Origin of the sequence: Amycolatopsis rubida, assembly GCF_900115345.1 — a bacterium.
Classification (GTDB): domain Bacteria; phylum Actinomycetota; class Actinomycetes; order Mycobacteriales; family Pseudonocardiaceae; genus Amycolatopsis; species Amycolatopsis rubida.
This window is the reverse complement of record NZ_FOWC01000004.1, coordinates 430,489-446,865: the sequence shown is the minus strand read 5'-3', so window position 1 is coordinate 446,865 and position 16,377 is coordinate 430,489. Positions and strand designations below refer to the sequence as shown.

The 16,377-nt window shown below is 69.0% G+C and carries 18 protein-coding genes and 1 pseudogene; 15 read left to right on the top strand and 4 right to left on the bottom strand.

Annotation, left to right across the window (positions count from 1 at the left end; genetic code table 11):
* Positions 1 to 2 precede the first annotated feature (2 nt).
* The 11 genes and pseudogenes from BM362_RS19685 (at position 3) to BM362_RS19640 (ending at position 8,676) form a co-directional block, all read left to right on the top strand.
* Entirely contained in the window at positions 3 to 419 is a 417-nt protein-coding gene (locus BM362_RS19685) for a MerR family transcriptional regulator (RefSeq protein WP_232791947.1), read from the top strand.
* A gap of 410 nt (positions 420 to 829) precedes the next feature.
* Complete coding sequence (locus BM362_RS19680) at positions 830 to 1,351, top strand: YlcI/YnfO family protein (RefSeq protein ID WP_067591483.1); 522 nt, start codon at positions 830 to 832, stop codon at positions 1,349 to 1,351.
* Positions 1,352 to 1,427: 76 nt separating this feature from the next.
* On the top strand, positions 1,428 to 2,273 hold the full coding sequence (locus BM362_RS19675; protein WP_067591480.1) for a DUF4097 family beta strand repeat-containing protein: 846 nt from the start codon (positions 1,428 to 1,430) through the stop codon (positions 2,271 to 2,273).
* Positions 2,274 to 2,294: 21 nt separating this feature from the next.
* Positions 2,295 to 3,254, top strand: a complete 960-nt coding sequence (locus BM362_RS19670; protein WP_093574115.1) for an ATP-binding cassette domain-containing protein — start codon at positions 2,295 to 2,297, stop codon at positions 3,252 to 3,254.
* Positions 3,251 to 4,066, top strand: coding sequence for an ABC transporter permease (locus tag BM362_RS19665; RefSeq protein WP_067591473.1), 816 nt, complete (start codon positions 3,251 to 3,253; stop codon positions 4,064 to 4,066). Before BM362_RS19670 ends, BM362_RS19665 begins: the two co-directional genes overlap by 4 nt.
* 14 nt (positions 4,067 to 4,080) lie before the next feature.
* Positions 4,081 to 5,271: a cytochrome P450 gene (locus BM362_RS19660; protein WP_093574114.1), complete on the top strand. Its 1,191-nt coding sequence runs from the start codon at positions 4,081 to 4,083 to the stop codon at positions 5,269 to 5,271.
* 44 nt (positions 5,272 to 5,315) lie between these two features.
* Complete coding sequence (locus tag BM362_RS19655; RefSeq protein WP_067591467.1) at positions 5,316 to 6,071, top strand: AAC(3) family N-acetyltransferase; 756 nt, start codon at positions 5,316 to 5,318, stop codon at positions 6,069 to 6,071.
* Between the two features lie 24 nt (positions 6,072 to 6,095).
* Positions 6,096 to 7,163: pseudogene (locus BM362_RS19650) on the top strand (type III PLP-dependent enzyme); the annotation flags it as partial.
* Between the two features lie 60 nt (positions 7,164 to 7,223).
* A complete protein-coding gene (gene speD / locus BM362_RS49075) occupies positions 7,224 to 7,616 on the top strand; it encodes an adenosylmethionine decarboxylase (RefSeq protein WP_232791945.1) in 393 nt (130 codons plus the stop codon).
* Entirely contained in the window at positions 7,613 to 8,467 is an 855-nt protein-coding gene (locus tag BM362_RS19645) for a spermidine synthase (protein ID WP_093574113.1), read from the top strand. Before speD ends, BM362_RS19645 begins: the two co-directional genes overlap by 4 nt.
* Positions 8,440 to 8,676, top strand: a complete 237-nt coding sequence (locus BM362_RS19640; protein WP_093574112.1) for a hypothetical protein — start codon at positions 8,440 to 8,442, stop codon at positions 8,674 to 8,676. Before BM362_RS19645 ends, BM362_RS19640 begins: the two co-directional genes overlap by 28 nt.
* 322 nt (positions 8,677 to 8,998) lie before the next feature.
* On the opposite strand, the gene BM362_RS19635 is transcribed toward BM362_RS19640, so the two are convergent.
* Complete coding sequence (locus tag BM362_RS19635) at positions 8,999 to 9,469, bottom strand: MarR family winged helix-turn-helix transcriptional regulator (RefSeq protein WP_093574111.1); 471 nt, start codon at positions 9,467 to 9,469, stop codon at positions 8,999 to 9,001.
* Between the two features lie 62 nt (positions 9,470 to 9,531).
* On the opposite strand from BM362_RS19635, the gene BM362_RS19630 reads away from it, so the two are divergent.
* The 3 genes from BM362_RS19630 to BM362_RS19625 all read left to right on the top strand — a co-directional run bounded on the left by BM362_RS19630 (position 9,532) and on the right by BM362_RS19625 (position 10,678).
* Complete coding sequence (locus BM362_RS19630) at positions 9,532 to 9,927, top strand: cupin domain-containing protein (protein WP_067591509.1); 396 nt, start codon at positions 9,532 to 9,534, stop codon at positions 9,925 to 9,927.
* 51 nt (positions 9,928 to 9,978) lie between these two features.
* A complete protein-coding gene (locus BM362_RS49970) occupies positions 9,979 to 10,104 on the top strand; it encodes a hypothetical protein (RefSeq protein ID WP_280142732.1) in 126 nt (41 codons plus the stop codon).
* 367 nt (positions 10,105 to 10,471) lie between these two features.
* Entirely contained in the window at positions 10,472 to 10,678 is a 207-nt protein-coding gene (locus BM362_RS19625; RefSeq protein WP_067591453.1) for a hypothetical protein, read from the top strand.
* Positions 10,679 to 10,823: 145 nt separating this feature from the next.
* Here the strand turns inward: BM362_RS19625 and BM362_RS19620 are convergent, their stop codons facing one another.
* A complete protein-coding gene (locus BM362_RS19620; RefSeq protein WP_093574109.1) occupies positions 10,824 to 11,993 on the bottom strand; it encodes a GyrI-like domain-containing protein in 1,170 nt (389 codons plus the stop codon).
* A gap of 16 nt (positions 11,994 to 12,009) precedes the next feature.
* Positions 12,010 to 12,741: a phosphotransferase family protein gene (locus BM362_RS19615; RefSeq protein ID WP_093574108.1), complete on the bottom strand. Its 732-nt coding sequence runs from the start codon at positions 12,739 to 12,741 to the stop codon at positions 12,010 to 12,012.
* 280 nt (positions 12,742 to 13,021) lie between these two features.
* Here BM362_RS19615 and BM362_RS19610 point away from each other — a divergent pair, with 280 nt between their 5' ends.
* Positions 13,022 to 15,775 (top strand): BTAD domain-containing putative transcriptional regulator, encoded by a 2,754-nt coding sequence (locus tag BM362_RS19610; protein ID WP_093574107.1) that lies wholly within the window; start codon positions 13,022 to 13,024, stop codon positions 15,773 to 15,775.
* On the opposite strand, the gene BM362_RS19605 is transcribed toward BM362_RS19610, so the two are convergent.
* Positions 15,772 to 16,308 carry a M15 family metallopeptidase gene (locus BM362_RS19605; protein ID WP_198545575.1) on the bottom strand — a complete coding sequence of 179 codons (537 nt, stop codon included), beginning with the start codon at positions 16,306 to 16,308 and terminating at the stop codon, positions 15,772 to 15,774. The two genes, BM362_RS19610 and BM362_RS19605, sit on opposite strands and share 4 nt — an antisense overlap.
* Between the last annotated feature and the right edge of the window lie 69 nt (positions 16,309 to 16,377).

Below are 16,377 nucleotides of genomic sequence, written 5' to 3'. Positions count from 1 at the left end.
CGGTGCAATGGGGTGTGGACCTGTACTCGATCGGCGAGGTGTCGGCGCGCTTCGACGTGCCGGTGTCGACGCTGCACTACTGGGAGAACTGCGGCCTGATCGAGCCGCACCGCCGCTCCGGATGGCGGTTCTACGACCGGGACCAGCTCTACCGGATCGCGCTGATCCGCACCTGGCGCGAAACCGGCCACCTGAGCCTCGACGAGATCGCGGCGCTGCTCGGGGCCCACGGCCAGCCCGGCGACTGGCGGAGCACGGTCGCCTCTCGGATCGAGGCGATCCAGGAGCAGGTGACGCGGCTGCTCGACGCGCAGGCGTACTTGCACCACCTCATGACGTGCCGACACGAAGGCGCCCTGGACGAGTGCCCGCGTTTCCGCGCCGGGATCGACTTGCCGGTCGCGAAGGCGGCCAAGTAGCCGCACAGGCGGCGGTGGTCCGTAAAAGACTCCCTGAACGCAAGCACGCGAAGCCCCCCTCGCAGCTGGTGGAGGGTCGTGAAGGGAACCCTGACGGAATCAGATTCCCTGAGGGTTCCCCTCACGTACGCGCACATCGCGCCCGAACGGGGGCAACGTCGTGCTCTCTCGGGACCCGTCGCATGCCGCGCTGCTGAAAGACGTCATCGGGGCGTCGCGGATCGCGGCGGCGGTGGCTTCGACGTGAGGCTCACCCCGCTGTGGGATCGGGCGGTGTGCCATCGCGGCACCTGAACTTCTCGGGTGGCACCATGCGCTGAGCTGGGGGTTAACCCGTATCTGCGCCATAGTGGTGCCAATCTGGGTCAAGGTGGCTTGTGATGGTGCCAAGTGTGTGCCATAGTGGTGCCATGGACTTGACCACGTACGTAAGCAACCTCGGGCGGGAATTCGCGACGCTGGCCGAGGCCGGCGGCGAAGAGGGACGCGCGCTGGTCGAGCGGCTGACCGGATCGCTCGAATCGGCGATCCGGATGACCCTCCTGGACACCCTGTCCGGTGCCGTCGACGAGATCACCCGGGACCTCGCGCCCGGCTCGGTCGAACTGCGCTTGCGCGGCCGCGACCCGAACTTCGTCGTGACCGCGCCGCCCGCCGAACCCGCTCCGGCCGCGGCTCCGGCGGCAGAACCGGCTCCGGAGGCCGAACCGCTGTTTTCCGAGGACGGCCCGTCCGCGCGGATCAACGTGCGGCTGCCCGAACAGCTCAAGGCCGCGGTCGAGGAGGCCGCCGCCAAGGAGGGCCGTTCGGTCAACGCCTGGCTCGTCCGGGCGGCCACCGCGGCGCTGCGGCAGCGACCCGAACGCGAACAGCGGTTCGAGCCGCCCGGCGGCGCGTTCTCCAAGCAGAGCTTCACCGGCTGGGTCCGGTAGCTCCCTTCTTCGCTGATTCCTTCACCCGTCCCTGACCTGCGGGGACGGCACACCTCTCCGAAACGTGGGGACAACCATGCCTAAATTCGACACGCCCGACCCGATTTCCGTCACCCTCGACCTCGGCGTCGGCCAGGTCCGGTTCGCCGCGAGCGACCGCTCCGACACCGTCGTCGAGGTCCGTCCGACCGACGAGACGGACTCGTCCGACGTCAAGACCGCGAAGCAGGTCCGCGTCGACTACAGCAACGGCACGCTGCACATCACCGGCCCGAAGATGCGGGCGTTCGACTTCTCCCGCAAGACCCGCTCGGTCGACGTGACGGTCGAACTGCCCGCCGGCTCGCGGGTCGCCGCCGAGGTGCAGGCGGGTGCCTTCCAGGGCACCGGGCAGCTCGGGCAGTCGCGGTTCAAGACCGCGGCCGGGAACGTCAGCCTCGACCGCACCGGCCCGCTGCGCGTCGACACCTCGGTCGGCCACGTGACGGTCGAGGGGGTCGCGGGCGACGCCGAGGTCTCCACCTCGTCCGGGAAGGTCCGGCTCGGGCCGGTCGACGGGACCGTGGTCGTCAAGAACTCCAACGGAGACACCACGATCGAGTCCGCCGGGGACGAGGTCCGGGTGCGCGCGGCCAACGGCGACATCGTGGTCGAGCACGCCGGGGCCGGGGTCGACGCGAAGACGTCCAACGGGGCGATCCGGCTCGGCGAGGTCGTGCGCGGTTCGGTCCTGCTCGAAAGTGCGATCGGCGACCTGCGGATCGGCATCGCGGAGGGCACCGCGGCCTGGCTCGACGTGAAGACCAACTTCGGCCACGTGCGCAACCAGCTGGAGACGTCGGCCGGCGCGGGCGAGTCCACGGAAACCGTCGAGGTCCGCGGGCACACGGCGTTCGGCGAAATCGTCATCCACCGCTCCTGACCACAGCTTGGGGAGAAACCGATGTCCAGCAACCATTCCCGGCCGGCGATCACCGCGACCGGACTCCGCAAATCCTTCGGCGGCCACGTCGTGCTCGACGGCATCGACATCACAGTCGCCCGCGGCACGGTCTTCTCGCTGCTCGGCGCGAACGGCGCGGGCAAGACCACCACGGTGAAGATCCTGTCCACTTTGATCAATGCCGACGCCGGTGCGGCACAGGTCGCCGGGTACGACCTCGCCGCGGAAGCCGACGGGGTGCGCGCCTCGATCGGGGTCACCGGACAGTTCTCCGCCGTAGACAATCTGCTGACCGGCGAGGAAAACCTGCTGCTGATGGCGGATCTGCACCACCTCGACCGGACCGCTCGGCGGCAGCGCACCGCTGAACTGCTAGCACAGTTCGATCTCGTCGAAGCGGCCAAGAAGCCGGTGTCGACGTACTCCGGCGGCATGCGGCGCCGGCTCGACCTGGCGCTGACGCTCGTCGGCAGCCCGCAGGTGATCTTCCTCGACGAGCCGACCACCGGCCTCGACCCGCGCAGCCGCCGGGCGATGTGGGAGATCGTGCGCGAACTGGTGGCCGGCGGGGTCACGATTTTCCTTACCACGCAATACCTCGAAGAGGCCGACGAACTGGCCGACCGGATCGCGGTGCTCGACCACGGGCGGATCGTCGCCGAGGGCACCGCGGAAGAGCTGAAGCGCCAGATCCCCGGCGGCCACGTCCAGTTGCGTTTCGAAGAAGAGGCCGACCTTGGACGCGCCCAGGACGGGCTGAGCGAGGCGTCGCGGCAGAACGACGCGCTGGTGCTGCGCGTGCCCAGCGACGGCAGCCTCCAGTCGCTCAAGGCGGTGATCGACCGGCTCGACGCGCTGTCGGTGAAGGTCGGCGAACTGTCCGTGCACACCCCCGATCTCGACGACGTCTTCCTTGCCCTGACCGGCAACCCCGCGGACGAAAAGGTGATTTCCCGATGACTGCTCCCGCTCTCGCCGGACCGGATCTGCGGTTCCACCCGGTGCGCGATTCGCTGACCATGCTGCGCCGGAACCTCAAGCACATGCTCCGGTATCCGTCCCTGACGATCATGCTGGTCGGGATGCCGGTCGTGTTCCTGCTGCTGTTCGTCTACGTTTTCGGCGGCACATTAGGCGCCGGGCTGGGCGGGGCCGGCGGCGGCAGAGCCGAGTACGCCAACTTCGTCGCGCCGACGATCCTGCTGATGACCATCACCGCCACCGTGCAGGGAACGGCGATTTCGGTGGCGATGGACCTGACCGAGGGCGTCATCGCCCGGTTCCGGACCATGCACATCGCACGGGTTTCGGTGCTGACCGGGCATGTGCTCGGCAGTGTGCTGCAAGCGTTGTTCGGGCTCGTGGTGGTCACCGGGGTCGCGCTGCTGGTGGGTTTCCGGCCCGCCGCCGGGGTCGGTTCGTGGTTCGCCGCGGTCGGATTCCTTGTCGTGGTGGCACTTGCGCTGGTGTGGCTGTGCGTCGCGCTCGGACAGGTGAGCAAGAGCGTCGAATCGGCCAGCAACACGCCGATGCCGTTGCTGCTCCTGCCTTTCCTCGGCAGCGGGTTCGTGCCGGCCGACTCGATGCCGGGCGCGTTGCGGTGGTTCGCCGAGTACCAGCCGTTCACGCCGATCATCGAGACCCTGCGGGCGCTGCTGCTCGACAGGCCGCTGGGCAACCACCTGTGGTTCGCGCTCGGCTGGTGCGCCGTGCTGGGCGTCGGCGGCTATCTCTGGTCCAAGAAGCTTTTCAATCGCGAATACGCACACTGAAAGGGGCATGGGGGATGACTGGCGAAGAGATCGTGCAGGGGGTTCCGCAGGGGCGGGCGCGGGGATGCCCGTTCGATCCTCCGCCGTCGCTGACCGCGGTGCGGGACCGGGCTCCGCTGACGCGGATGGCGTTCCCGGACGGGCACGTCGGCTGGCTGGCCACCGGACACGCGGAGGTCCGGGCGATACTGGGGGACCAGCGGTTCAGCAACCGCTACGAATTGTGGCACTACCCGTTTCCCGGGATGGAGCAGTTCCCGGAACTGCCGCCGGCTCCGGTGGGGGACTTGACGGGGCTCGACGCGCCGGAGCACACGCGGTTCCGGAAGCTGCTGACCGGGAAGTTCACGGTGCGGCGGATGCGGTTGCTCAGTGACCGGGTGGCCGAGGTCTCCGGCGAGTGTCTGGACGCGATGGAAAAGGCCGGGCCGGGGGTCGATCTGCTGGAGGCTTACGCACATCCGGTGCCCGCGGTGATGATCTGCGAATTGCTCGGGGTGCCTTATTCGGATCGGGCCGCTTTTCTGGGGCATGCCGCGGCGATCAGCGATGTCGATCTGTCCGAAGAGGAGCGGATGACTGCTTATGGCCAGTTGCAGGAGTATGTGGCTTCGCTGGTGCCGGCCAAGCGGGCCACGCCCACCGACGATCTGTTCAGCGACCTGGCCGGCAGTGACCTGACTGACGAGGAACTGGCTGGGCTGGGGACGTTCCTGCTGGCGGCTGGGCTGGACACTACGGCGAACATGCTGGCGTTGGGGACGTATGCGCTGCTGCGTAATCCGTCGCAGTGGGCGGTGGTGCGGGATGAGCCGGAGGCTGCTGGCGGAGCGGTTGAGGAGCTGATGCGGTATCTGTCCATCGCGCATACCGGGGTGCGGGCCGCGCTGGAGGATGTCGAGGTCGGCGGGCAGGTTATCCGGGCCGGGGAGACGGTGGTGCTGTCGGTGCAGGCGGCCAACCGGGATCCGCTGAAGTTCGAGCGGCCGGACGAGCTGGATGTGCGGCGGGTCGCGGTGGGGCATGTCGGGTTCGGGCACGGGGTTCATCAGTGTCTGGGGCAGCAGTTGGCTCGGGTGGAGATGACTGTGGCGTTGCCTGCCCTGGTGCGGCGGTTTCCGGGGTTGCGGGTCGTGGGGGAGGTTTCGTTGCGGCCTGAGGTGCAGAATATTTACGGGGTTCGGAAGTTGCCTGTTGCTTGGTGAGGTCGAGGCGACTCCCTCGTAGCCGATTGGTGGGGCAGGGGAGAATGGTGGTTGTGGTCGACGCGGATGCGGTGTGTGCGGGGGTTCGGGAGCTGGGGGTCAGCGGCGGTGCGGTGATCGTGCATTCGTCGTTGTCCGCGTTCGGGGAGGTGGACGGCGGGGCGGAGGCTGTGGTTCGGGGGCTGGTGCAGGCGGCGGGGACGGTGGTGGTGCCTGCGTTTACGCCGCAGGTGGCGGATCCGTTTCCGGAGCATGCCGGTAACGCCGAGGTGGATGAGGCCCGGACGCGGGTGCCGTTGTTTCACGCGGGACTGGCGACGCCGATGGGGGCGATTCCCAACGCGGTGCTGGGATGGGACGGGAGTTGTCGCAGCCGGCATCCGCAGGCGTCGGTAGCCGCAGTGGGGGCGCGGGCGGCGGAGGCGGCTCTTCGGCAGCCGCTGGCGTATGCGGTGGGGCGGGGGTCGCCGTTCGAGTGGCTGTATCGGGAGCGGGCCCAGATCCTGCTGCTCGGCGTCGGGCACGACCGGAACTCGTTCCTGCACTACGCCGAATCGCTGGTCCCGCATCATCGGCGGAAGGTTCGTCGGTTTCCGTACCTGGTGGACGGGGAGCGGGTGTGGGTCCGGACCGACGACGTCGGGGACGACAACGGGCGCTTCTTTCCTCAGGTCGGGGCGGAATTCGGGGAGACGGGCGGAGTGCGGCGGGGGAAGATCGGAGCCGCGGACTGTCAAGTAATGGACTGTGTACCGTTCGTAGGGTTCGCGCAGCGGAGGCTCGCGGAGCTGCTGCGGTGAAGACGGCACCTATACTCGGGCGTTGTGACTGAAGGGTTCTCGCGGGTGCTGGAGCGTTGCCGGGCGTTCCTGGAGGAACGGCAGCCGCCGACGCCGTGTCTGGTCGTGGACCTTGACGTGGTGCGCGGGAACTGCGAGCGGCTTCGCCAGGTGCTGCCGGAAGCGCGGATGTACTACGCGGTCAAGGCTAATCCGGCGCCGGAGGTCGTGCGGGTTCTTCGGCAAGCGGGAGCCGGGTTCGATGTCGCGGGGCGCGAGGAGATCGAACTGTGTCTCGCGCAGGGGGTGCGGCCCGAGTTGCTGTCCTATGGCAACACGGTGAAGAAGGCGCGGGACATCGAGTTCGCGCACCGCGTGGGGGTGCGGCGGTTTACCTTTGACAGCCTGGCGGAGCTGGAGAAGATCGCGGAGTTCGCGCCGGGGGCGACTGTCTCGTGCCGGATTCTGGTCGACAGTCCTGGATCGCGGACACCGTTCGGGCGCAAGTTCGGGTGCGACGTCGAGATGGCGGTCGACCTGGTGGTGCGGGCGGCGGAGCTGGGGCTGGATCCGGAGGGGGTCGCGTTCCACGTCGGGTCGCAGCATGTCGATCCGCGGGCGTGGGAAGCCGGGGTCGCTGCCGCCGGCGAGGTGACTCGTGCGGTGGCGGAGCGCGGGGTCTGCTTGCGGGGGTTGAATATTGGCGGCGGATTTCCGGTCGGCTATCTGACTGAGCCGCCGCCGCTGGCGGAGTACGCGGCGGTTATTCGCGAGGCGGTGGGGCGGCATTTCGCGGTGACGCCTGAGTTGTCGTTCGAGCCGGGGCGGGCGGTGGTGGCGTCGGCCGGGGTGATTCGCAGCGAGGTTGTGCTGGTGTCGCGCAAGTCCGCGGCGGATGAGAAGCGTTGGGTGTACCTCGACATCGGCCGGTACGGCGGGCTGGCCGAGACGGAAAACGAGGCCATCGCGTACCGGTTGGTCACTGCGCATGATGGCGGCCCGGACGGGCCCGTTGTGGTCGCGGGGCCGACGTGCGACGGGGATGACGTGCTTTACCAGCGCACGCCGTATCGGTTGCCGTTGGCGTTGCGGGCGGGGGATTACGTCGACATCCCGGACGCTGGAGCGTACACGCAAAGTTATTCTTCGGTGTCGTTCAACGGGTTTCCGCCGTTGCGGTCGTACTTCACCGGCGGGGAGCCCGGCGGGGTCGGGGAATTCGCCGGACGGCATGTGCTGGCCGAGTTTTCCGGGGTGTCCGCGGAGTTGCTCGACGACCCGGTGTTTCTGTGCGAGAGCTTGGAGCGGGTACTGGACAAGGCCGGCGCGGCGGTGTGCGAGCTGACCTGCAAGCAATTCGAACCGCACGGGGTGACGGCGATGGCGTTGCTGGCGGAGTCGCACGCTTCGATTCACACGTATCCGGAGCGCGGATCGGCGTTCGTGGATGTGTTCACATGCGGGCGCAAGGCGGATCCGGAGCTGGCGGTTCAGTTGTTGCGGGACTTGCTCGGCGCGAGCGTTTCGCGGGTCACCACTATCCACAGAGGACAGGAAGACAGTTGAACATCGAGGAACCGGTCGGCGCGGGACTGACCCGGCAGTGGCACGTCTCGGACGTGCTGGTCGACACGCGGACTGCCTGCCAGCACCTGGTGATCGGCAAAACAGCGCAGGGGATTTCGCTGTTCTGCGACGGCGAGCGGCAGAGCACCGAGTTCAGCCAGCTGGTGTACCACGAGGCGTTGCTGGTTCCGGCGTTGCTGTTGGCGTCCACTGTGGACCGCGTGTTGGTGGTCGGGTCCAGTGAAGGCGTGGTGTGCCAGATCGCCGCCGAGGCGGGGGCCTCGGTCGATCACGTGGACATCGACGCCGAGGCGGTTCGGCTTTGTGCGGAGCATCTGCCGTACGGGTACACGTCGGACGAGCTGGCTCGGGCGGAGCGGGGCGAGGGGCCGGTTCGGGTGCGTTACGTTGACGGGTGGGAGTACGTCCACACCTGCGCGGAGAAGTACGACGTGGTGTTGGTGGATCTGCCGGATGAGCAGGATGGCACCGATGCTCAGCACAATCGGTTGTACGGTACGGAATTTTTGGCGCGGTGCCGGTCGTTGCTGACACCTGGCGGGGTGGTGGCGTATCAGGGCGGGTGCCCGACGTTGTGGCGGAACTCGACGTTGGTGAAGTGCTGGCGCCGGTTCGAGGAGGTCTTCCCGGCACCGGTGTACTTCGGGTCGCCGGAGCACGAGTGGGCGTTTTTCTTCGGGACGGACGTGGAGGCACCGGTGGAGACCATGGTGGCGCGGTTGGAGACGCTGCCGTACCGGCCGGTGTCGGTTGACGCTCTGACGTTGCGCGGGGCGACGGTTCCGCCGATGAGCCTTCGCCAGTGCCGGATGGGCGGACGTTCGCGCTGATCACGCCGGACGGAGTGGCCAGTGAAGCGTTCGATTCCATTGTGGATCTCGTGCAGCGCAATGACAAGGGCGTGACCCGGCTGGACACCGCTGAGCCGGGTGCCTTGGGGAGAACGTCATCCTCAATCTCCTGCATTGCCCAGGCGACCCCGGTCAACGTGATGCGCGAGCTGTCCATGGTGGTCGGCCCGGACGCTGCCGAGCGGTAGCGGGCCGCGGCGTTGCGTGCCAGCCTTCCGGCGACGCACGGCTGGGAGGCGATTTCCTGTCCGGGCGCGGTGAACCGCATCCGGCGGCGGATCGGGCAGCAGCTCGCGCCCGGCGACGAAGGCTTCCAAGCCATACTGGACGAGGAGCGTGATCGGATCGCGGTGTGCCGGGCCAGCGGTGACCGTCGGCCGGTCGCGGAGCGGGTGAATCCGCCGATCCAGCGGCGGCTGACCAGTCTCGGGCTCGGAGCGCCGCCGGGCCAGGGTGTCCTCGCTGAGCACGGCATCTTCGGTTCGGCTCTGGAGAAGCTGGTACGCGTGCTCAGTGGCCGGAGAACCACCCCGGCAGATCCAGCCGTGCGGAATCCGGCGAAACGACCTTCCGCAGATCCTCCTCCATCGCCCGAAGCCGCCCGGTGCCCAAGGTCTCAGCCCACTCCGCCCGCAACCGGTCGAAGATCTGCGCGGACTTGGCCAGGCAATCGAGACCCCGGTCGGTCAGCCGCACCAGCAGGCGGCGGCCGTCTTCTGGGTCGCGTTCCCGGTGGAGGTAGCCGAGCCGTTCCAGGGTGTCGATCGTCTTGCCCGCGGCCTGCTTGGTGACCCCGAGCGTGCGGCCCAGTTCCACGGCGGTGGTGCCGGACGGGCCGATTGCCTGGAAGACGAAGCCGTGCATCGGGCGCAGGCCGGGGTGGCCTTGCTTCGCCAACTCGGCGTGCAGGTCGTCGATCAGGCCGCGGAAGGCGAACAGCAGGCGCAGCGGCAGCTCGTATCCCGGTGGATCGCTTGACATAGGTAGACAACCTCATTGACTATATGGACAACCTAATTGTCTACCTTAACGGGGAGAGCGGCGTGGCAGTGATCCGGGACGGCCGTCGGACGGAGACGCCCAACGCGGTGATGACGACGTTGGCTTCGCCGACGCAGGGCGGCAGCCGGCAGGCGGTATGGAGAGTCGAAATGGTGCCCGGTGCGGTCGGGCCGGTGCATGCGTTCGATACCGAGCAGGTGTGGACGATTCTCGGCGGCGCGGCGGAGATCACCGTGGGCGGTGTCGTTGAGGTCGTGCGGGAGGGAGAGACTGTGGTGCTGCCTGCCGACGCGGAGCGGCAGGTGCGGGCGGACGCGCGGAGCGGCATGGTGGCGATCGCGTGTGCGCCGGGGAGCACGAGGGTGTACCGGACGGGTGTGGTGCCGGCTTGCGCGAGGGCGGACGGGGACAGGATTCTTCCGGACTGGGTCGCCTGAGCTGTGGCGGGCGTCACGGAATGTTCGGCGATCTTGGGCGCTACAACGGATATGCCTGCTCCCACTGCGCCAGAAGAGTCCGCCTCGGTCGTTCCCGTTCTGGACGACTTCGATTTCCCGCTCGTCGACGGTGCCGCCTGCCGGATCGACGACCCGGACTGCGAAGCCTGCCAGTAACACCGCGCGCACGGAGGAATCCGGTGCGTGACAAGTGGTGACAACCGTCATTCTCGTGCCGTTGACATTGATGCGGTTCTCTCCCGACCGGGCCGACGCGGCTAACCTCAAGGCGCGGACCAATTCCGCATTGCCGGCCGAGGATCGCCGGGGCTGAGCTGCGGAGCCAGCCCACGGAACTGGCGGACGCCGCCGGTGCGGAACTGTTGCGGTACCTCGGTTTCACGAAGGTCGAGCGCGACGAAGGCGGGCGCGTTTCGGCCAGCACGCCAGGGGAGACGAGCGGACACGTCCGGACCCGGTTCGCCGACAAGTACGGCCGCGTTCGCGTTTCCCGGGCAGCGTGCGGTCTGCGGACGGCGGCTCCATGCACGTTGATCCGAAAGCGTTGAAGGCGTCGGCGAATTTCCGTCTCCTCGAAACCGGGCTGGCGTATCCGGCGTGCTACTCCAAGCTTTACCCGGATCTCCGGCAGACCATGGCCGACGCGGCGGTCGCGGCGCGGACCAGTCGCACCCAACTGCGCGACGATGTGGTGCTGTTGCCGAAACTGTTCCGCCGGTTGGTCGATTAGCTGAGCCTGGACGAAACCGGCGGCGTCTCGCACGCCGGGTTCGCGGATTGCGTCGACACCCGGGACGATCGGCTTTTCACCATCCCGGACGGGCACGCGACAGAACTCCCCACGCTCCTGTCCGTCCGGCAGCAGACGCTGAAGCTCAGGACTCCGCCAGAGCGGATCGTGTTCGAAGAGGCTTGACCGGCTGCCGTAGCACGGTCTTCAGCTTGTCGGGTGCCGTGCGGCGCGGGTCGCTCAGGTAGATCTCGTGATGGTCGCCGTTGAAGGTCAGGCCGTGCTCGGGCAGGTATTCCTGGTGGAGCCGGTGCAGTGTGGGCGTTTCGTCGTCGTACGAGCCGAGGTGCAGGATCTGGACGCTCGTGTCTTCGGTCAGTGTGCGTAGCCGAACTCGGGCGAGCGCGGGGTTGTCCTTCTTCTTCGCGACGCTTTCGGCTGCTTCCCGGACCATCTCCTCGGTGACCCAGTCCGGCTGATTGATCATCATCGTCCAGCCCCACTTCGCTTTTTCCCGCGTCAGGAAGACTGTGGGGTCGTCCGCGCGCCACAGCCCTTCGAGCGGTCCGACGACGAAGTCCCGGCCGAGGGCTTTCTTGCTGGCGAACTTCACCGAGTATGCGATTCCGTACAGCGCTTCGACGGCGTTCGTGTACTCCGGCGCGGTGTTCGGGTCGCCGTGGCCGTCGACGGCGAGGTACTGAAGCGCGGGGACGTCCACGACGGTGAAGTCTTTCGACGGCGGCGCATACAGCGCGCGGTGGGCCTTCTTGACGTCGTACTTCTCCATCGCGGTCTCCTCGGTGAGGACGCTCTCGGTCCAGGTGAGATCGGCCGTGAGCATCGCTTCGCTGTAATCGAAGATCGCTGCCGCGGCGTCGGGCAGGGGCTCTTGGCGGGCGCGCGTCGCCCGGACTTCGGCGAGTTGTTCGCGTACCGCGGCGAGTCGCGCGGTCAGTCCGGAATGCACTTCTGCGTCCGGCAGGCCGGGGCTGTTGGCCATGGCGATGAGGACGCGCGCGTGGATCGGCGTGCGGGCAGCGAGCGCTTCGCGGGTGGCGTCCGCGCAGAGTTGGCCGCCGGACGGCGTGGCCTGGAAGGTCGCGCGCGACTTCCCGGAGCGGGGGCCGTCGGCGGCTTCGATCAGGCCGCGCTTGGCCAGCTTGTCGAGGACGTAATAGATCGAGGAGAAGCCGAGTGCGGTCCAGGCGCGGATGCCGCGTTCCTCGATCACCCGCTCCAGTTCGTAGCCGTGCCGGGGTTGCTCGACGAGCAGGCCGAGGACGGTCAGTTCGGCGTCGGTGAGGACGGGCACGCCAGCTATTCTAGTGCTAGAATAGCTGGGCCGCCAAGACCGCGACTTCCGGAGCCGGGTCGAAGCCGTGTCCGATCAGCCAATAGACCACCCGGAGGCTGCGCAGCGACCACCACGCGCGGAGCACGTCGAGGTCGACGTCCGTGCCGTAGCCGGCCATGACGTCGGCGAGGTGTTCTTGATGGGCGAGGGTCAGGGCGGCGAGGTCGAAGAGGGCGTCGCCTTGGGCGGCTTCGGACCAGTCGAGGATGCCGGTGACCTCGTCGCCCTCGACGAAGATGTGCGCGACCTGCAGATCGCCGTGGGTGAACACCGGGATCCACGGGCGCAGCGCTGCTTTGGCGATCTGGTGGTTGCGGGTGACCAGGCCGGCGGGGAGGACGTCGTTCGCGATCAGCCACGCGCATTCGCGGTCGAGGTCCGCGGCGAGTTCGTCGGGGTTCAGGCCGGGCGACGGCGGCAGCGGTGCCTCGTGCAGCTTCCTGGCGGCGGCTCCCGCGGCGGCCCAGGCTGCCGATGACGCGGTCGACGGGGTGCCGGGGCGGCCCAGTTCGCGGCCGGGCAGCGCGGCGAGCGCGAGCACGGGCGGCTTCCGCCACCGGATCTCCGGCGTCGGGACCGGGGCCAGCGCCATCGCCGCGACCTCGGCGTCGGCGCGCGCCTGATCGGTGTCGACCTTCAGGAACACGTCGCCGACGCGCAGGGTCGCGCGTTCGTGGTGGGCGACGATGACTTCGACTTCCTCCACGGCCGCGATTGTCGCGAAGACGATCGCTCGCGTCGCCCGATTTTCCGGCGAACGGCGGCGAGTACCCCCAGCACCCGCCCCTGTCCAGAGGTTGTCCGCCCGGCCCCACCGCGTCGGCCCGGAGGCCGGCGACCAGGTCCCCACCTCGGGGGCCGGACGTGGTTTCCACCCTGCCCGGCGCCGTCCCCAAGCTGTCCCCGGTCTGTCCTTTCGCTCTCCGCGGTGCCGGTGACCTGCGCGGGTATGCTCGGACCCCGGAGCGGAGGAGGGAAGTCGCGGAATGGATTTTCGCGTGCTCGGAGCGCTGGAAATCCAGGACGGAACCGACCGGGTGACGCTGCCCGGAGCGCGCCATCGCCGCGTGCTGGCCTGTTTGCTGCTGTCGCCCAACTCGGTCGTTCCGCTGCCGAAGCTGATCGAGGCGACGTGGGACGGCGAGCCGCCCGCGACGGCCACCAAGCAGATCCAGAACTGCGTCTCCGTGCTCCGCGAGCGGCTCGGCGACCCCAAGCAGAAGCTCATCGTCACCGACGGCTCGGGCTACCGGATTACGGTCGGCAATCGACAAGTCGACTGGCTTCGGTTTACCGACGCCGTTGCCGCCGCCGGTCAGTCGGCGGAGGGCGGAGCGCTGGCCGACGCGGTCGAGAAGATCCGGTCGGCGTTGCGGCTGTGGCGCGGCCCGGTGCTGGACGGGCTGGACGCCGCGGGGCTCGCCGGGCGCGCGGCGCGGCTGGAGGAGCAGCGGCTCAACGCGATGGAGCTGTGCATCGACTGGCAGCTGAAGCTCGGGCAGCACCGCGAGGTGGTGGACGAGCTGAGGGCGATCGTCGAGGAACATCCGCTGCGGGAACGGCCGTACGCACAGCTGATGCTCGCGTTGGACCGCAGCGGTCGGCAGGCGGACGCGCTCGCGGTGTTCCAGCGGTTGCGGACGCAGCTCGCCGAAGAACTCGGGGTCGATCCCGGTGCGGAGGCGCGCCGGTTGCACGAGCAGATCCTGCGCGGGGAAACCGGAGAGCCGGTCGCCGCGGAGCCGCCCGAACGGCCTTCCGGTCAGCTCGATCGGGCGGCCGGGGAACTCGCGGCGGCGATCGTCCGGCAGTGGACCGCGGAGACCGAGATCCGTTCGCTGCACCGTCCGGAACCGGTGCCGCTGACCTGGACGAGCACCGAGCGTCCGGTGGCCGCGGCCGCGCCGGCGGTGCTCGGCCGGCCCGGCGGCCCCGACCGGCTGACCTTCAGCGGCGATCTCACCGACGTCGTCGCGAAGTTCCGGCAGGTCCCGGCGCGGCAGCTGGTCGTGCTCGGCGAACCGGGCGCGGGGAAGTCGGTGCTGGCCATCCTGCTCACGCTCGGGCTGCTGGCCGACCCGCCGCCGGGCGAACCGGTGCCGGTGCTGCTGCCGCTGTCGTCGTGGAATCCGCGCGAGGAACACCTGCACGGCTGGCTGGCCCGCCGCCTGGCCGAGGAGTATCCGGGCCTGGCCAACACCGGCGCGTACGGCAGGGGCGCGGCGCTGCGGCTGGTGCTCGAAGGCCGGGTCATCCCGGTGCTCGACGGTCTCGACGAGCTGGCTCCCGGGCTGCACACCGCCGCGATCGACGCGCTGGACCAGGCCGTTTCCGGAGGCCGTCCGCTCGTGGTGACCTGCCGCAGCACGGAATACGAATCCGCGGTGGCGCAGTCCGGGACCTTTCTGTCACGCGCGGCGGTGGTGGAGATCGAACCGGTCGAGACCGAGGACGCGATCGACTTCCTCACCGCCCGGCAGCGCTTCGGCGAAACCCGCTGGGATCCGGTCGTCCGGCAGCTGCGGCAGCATCCGGAAAGCCCGCTGGCGCAGGCACTTCGCACGCCGCTGATGGTCGATCTGGCCAGGACGGCGTACGCGCACCCCTCGACCGATCCCGGCGAACTCTGCGACACGACGCGGTTTCCCGGCCGCGCGGCGATCGAGGGCCATCTGCTCGACGAGTACCTGCCCGTGGTCTACACCTCGCGCCCGGCCCCGCCCGCCCGGCTCGACCGCCCGGCCCGCCCGCGCGATTACCCGGCGGAGCAGGCGCAGCGCTGGCTGAGCTTCTTCGCCCGGCAACTGGAACGGGACCAGAGCCGCGACCTCGCGTGGTGGCAGCTGGACCGTGCGGTGCCGAGGCTGGTACTGGGGCTCTGCCTCGGGCTGCCGCCCGCGTTGCTGTTCGCGCTGACCGGCTGGATCGCCGCGGGACCGGTGATCGGGGCGATCTACGGGCTGTCGTTCGCGGTGGCAGGTTGTGTGACGCATACCGTCGGCAGCCGACCGGGGCCGTTGCGCGTGGAGGCGCGGTTTCGCGGGACCGCGGGCCGCTTCCTGCGCCGGTTCGCGGTCGGGGTGCTGATCGGGGTGTGCCTCGGGCTGGCGTGGTCGCTGTCGGCCGGGGTGATCGCCCTGCTCGCGGTCGTGTTCGGGCTGGCGATCGGCGTGCACGTCTGGCTGGACACGCCGCTGGAGGCGAGCCGGGTGTCGAGTCCGGCGAGCGTCCTGCGCAACGACCGCGCCGCGACGCTGTCGTTCACCTTGTCCTTCATCGTTTCGCTGGGCTTGTTCTACGGGATGGCGTTCGCCTTCACGAAGGAAACGCGGTTCCTCGGCGTCTTCCACGACCATTACGACCTGGCGCTGGCCCTCGCGGGCGGCCTGGCGTCGGCGTTGCTGGGCCGGTTTCTGGTGCGGAGCCCGGGAAGCCTCGCCTATGGCATCGCGGGTGTGATCATCGGCGGCCAGGTCTTCTCGCGGGCATCGAGCACGGCACAAGCGGTGGCGGCCGGGGTGGTGTTCGGGTTGGCCGTGGGGTTGAGCGTGTGGATCGCCCGGGCTTGGGGCGCGTACACGTTCAGCCGGTTGTGGCTGGCCTCACGGAAGCGGATCCCGTTGGATCTGATGGGTTTTCTCGACGACGCGCATCGCCGCGGCGTGCTGCGTCAGGTCGGCGAGGTGTACCAGTTCCGGCACGCGCGGTTGCAGGAACGGCTCGCGGCGGATCCGGATTAACGCTGTAATCCCGGGTCCTGCGAAGGGTCCGCGTACATCGGCGGGCAGCCATGGCCGATGGCTTCCGGGCGCAGTTCGTAGTGCCACGGTTCGTTGCGGTAAATCTGGCACAGTCCATACGCGGCACCGTGCTCCGACAGCCACGCCGTCGCTTCGGCGGGGCCGAGGTCGATCGCGTTCCCCAGGACGTGCGCGGACCGGTCGGCGGTGGCTACCCAGCGAGCGGCTTCCTGCTCCGAGCCGTACTTGGCGATCGCCTGGTGCCGAAGCTGATTCTGATACGCCGGGGAACGCCAGCCGCTGTTGACGCGGAACTCGACGCCGTCGTTCGCGGCGTCCTTCGCCGCCCGGCGCAGCGCGTCCAGGAACACCGGGGCGAGATTGGCCACCGCCGGAATCTCGGCGAACACCGTCGTGCCGTACGGGACGGCTCCGTCGGCCTCGCTCAGTGCGCCACGACGGCGAAGCACCCGGCGGACGGTTCGCCGGAAGCCGGCGAGCGCCGGGCGTCGTGCTGACTCGCTGCGGGTCATGGCGTTCAGCCAAGGCGAACCGGTGTTGCCGGCACGTACGCGGTTTCGGATATGCCAGCGATACGCACC